A 2,720-nucleotide genomic window follows, 5' to 3' on the forward strand; every position below is an offset into this window, starting at 1 on the left:
AAGGACCGACACAAAGGCGATGACCAGCAGCTCACCCAAGTCATGTCGCGTGTTCTCGGCGCGGGGATCGGGGACATCTTCGAAGGCGGACAGGATCGGCACGCCTTTGATCAGCGGATTGTCCGAGATCACGGTGATAAATGCGTTGAATGCCTCGGATCTGGCGGCGATCCCGTCCAGCCAAAGCAGAATTGCCTCATCCATGCTGCTCATTCCCTCTGCCGTTGCGCTTATGTCTCTCCTTTGTGGCCTTGCGACCGCTGTCCCGCGCCTATTGCGCGCCCAAGCTGCACAATATGCAAAGATTTTGTGGCAATTTGGCGGCGATTTCCACCGCCCCGATCTCGCAGGCCCTCGCAGAGCCTCCATCACAGCCGTTCTTCGCCATCCACGGCATTAGGTTTTGACAAAAGGCGCCGGTTGCTTAGGCTCGACATGTAACACTTGGCGATGCGCGCGGCATCCGCGCACAGCACCGGGTCAGTTCACGGGCACTATAGGAGGATTTAGATGACCGATATGAATAAGAAACAGGGTGGAACGGGCTCGACCACGGGCACCGGCGCACCGGCGGTAAGCGACCGCAACTCTCTGACCGTGGGCCCCGATGGCCCGATCCTGCTGCATGACGTGCATTTCCTCGAGCAAATGGCCCATTTCAACCGCGAGAAAGTGCCCGAGCGCCAGCCCCACGCCAAAGGTTCGGGCGCGTTCGGCACTTTCGAGACCACCCATGACGTCTCGGCCTATACCAAGGCGGCGCTGTTCCAAAAGGGCGCAACCACCGAGATGCTGGCGCGCTTCTCCACCGTTGCCGGCGAGATGGGCAGCCCCGACACATGGCGCGATGTGCGCGGCTTCTCGCTGAAATTCTACACCGATGAGGGCAATTACGATCTCGTCGGCAATAACACCCCGATTTTCTTTGTCCGTGACCCGATGAAATTCCCGCATTTCATCCGCAGCCAGAAACGCCTGCCGGACTCGGGTCTGCGCGACAATCATATGCAGTGGGATTTCTGGACCAATAACCCCGAATCCGCGCATCAGGTGACCTATCTGATGGGCGTGCGCGGGCTGCCCCGCACCTGGCGTCATATGAACGGCTACGGCTCGCACACCTATATGTGGGTGAACGAGGCGGGGGAGCGGTTCTGGGTGAAATACCATTTCCACACCCATCAGGGGATGGAGTTCTTCACCAATGAAGAGGCCGGCGCGATGGCCGGTGCCGATGCAGATTTCCACCGCCGCGACCTGTTTGACGCGATTGCCCGTGGCGAGCATCCGGCCTGGACGATGTCGGTGCAGGTGATGCCCTATGAAGAGGGAAAAACCTATCATATCAACCCCTTTGACCTGACCAAAACCTGGCCGCATGCGGATTACCCGCTGATCGAAGTCGGCAAGATGACCCTGAACCGCAACCCCGAGAACTTCTTTGCCCAGATCGAGCAGGCGGCCTTCTCGCCGGGGAATACAGTGCCGGGGATTGGCCTCTCGCCGGATAAAATGCTGCTTGGCCGCGCCTTTGCCTATAATGATGCGCAGCGCAACCGGATCGGCACCAACTTCCACCAGCTGCCGGTGAACCAGCCCAAGGTTCCGGTGAACACCTATATGTTCGACGGGCAGATGGCCTATCACCACAGCGGCAGCGCACCGGTGCATGCGACCAATAGCGGCGGCCGCAGCTGGTCCGACGAGACCGGCGCGGTGCATGACGGCTGGGAGGCGGACGGCGATTTCGTGCGCAGCGCCTATACGTTGCGGCCGGGTGATGACGACTTCTCGCAGCCGGGCAAACTGGTGCGCGAGGTGTTCAATGATGACGAGCGCCGCCAGTTGGTCGAGACGGTCAGCGGCGCGCTGCTCGGCGGGGTGCGCTCTCCGGTGCTCGAGCGGGCGTTCGACTATTGGAAGAGCGTCGACGCGGAGGTCGGCCAGCGCATCGAAGACGCGGTGCGCGCGGGGCAGGCGGGCTAAGCCCAGCGTTCCGGGATGAACACAGACGCCGGCCCTCACAAGGGGCCGGCGTTTTTATCTCTGCGTCGCCCGTGGCCCCCACGGGCCGCGCCCGACCCTCCCCCAAGGAGGGGGCGCCTCGGCGCTGTCTTTCACCGCACACCCGACATCAGTGCTTTTGAGCGCAGAGCTTCGTGGCAAGGACTGGCGCCCACCCAAGATCGGGCGCGTCCCTTATCGCTTCACTTTGAGTGGAGGTGTGAGGATACCGTTGGCAGATGCCCCTGAAAATCTCAGCGAAGCATGTCCCAACTGCAGGGCCCGGCGGCACCGCCGGGCCGCGCCCGACCCTCCCCATGGGAGGGCGCATCGGTGATGTCTTTCACCGCACACCTGACATCAGTGCTTTTGAGCGCCCGCGTTGTGGAGCGGGTGCGCGCGCCCACCCAGGGTCGGGCGCGGCCCTTCGTGCTTTGCTCACAGCGATGCGGAAGCGGTGCGGGGGCGAAGCACCGTGAGAACTCTCAGCGCTATGAGCCCCGACATCAGGGGAATCGCATATGGCCGTGACGCACTGAACGGGATGGCTTGTGGCTGGGCTCATGATGGATTCTGAAGGTGGACTCGTCCTCCTGGAGCCCATCACCGTCATGCATCTGTTCCTGTCCGCCTTCGAAGATGTCCCCGATCCCCGCGCCGAGAACACGCGACATGACTTGGGTGAGCTGCTGGTCATCGCCTTTGTGTCGGTCCTT

Annotated in this window: 2 protein-coding genes; one reads left to right on the plus strand and one right to left on the minus strand. The window is 62.0% G+C overall.

Features of this window, described 5'->3' with window-relative positions:
• Positions 1-213, minus strand: a 213-nt coding sequence (locus SY26_RS19555; protein ID WP_046001959.1) for a hypothetical protein, incomplete at its 3' end; no start/stop codon positions are given.
• Between the two features lie 297 nt (positions 214-510).
• Between SY26_RS19555 and SY26_RS19560 the strand changes: the two genes are divergently transcribed.
• Positions 511-1,986: a catalase gene (locus SY26_RS19560; protein WP_015740141.1), complete on the plus strand. Its 1,476-nt coding sequence runs from the start codon at positions 511-513 to the stop codon at positions 1,984-1,986.
• The last annotated feature ends 734 nt before the right edge of the window (positions 1,987-2,720 follow it).

The sequence above is a fragment of the Paracoccus sp. 228 genome (assembly GCF_000967825.1).
GTDB lineage: Bacteria > Pseudomonadota > Alphaproteobacteria > Rhodobacterales > Rhodobacteraceae > Paracoccus > Paracoccus marcusii.

Coding starts and splice junctions, on each gene's coding strand:
- SY26_RS19560 (WP_015740141.1), top strand. CDS start 511: ATGACCGATATGAATAAGAAACAGGGTGGAACGGGCTCGACCACGGGC.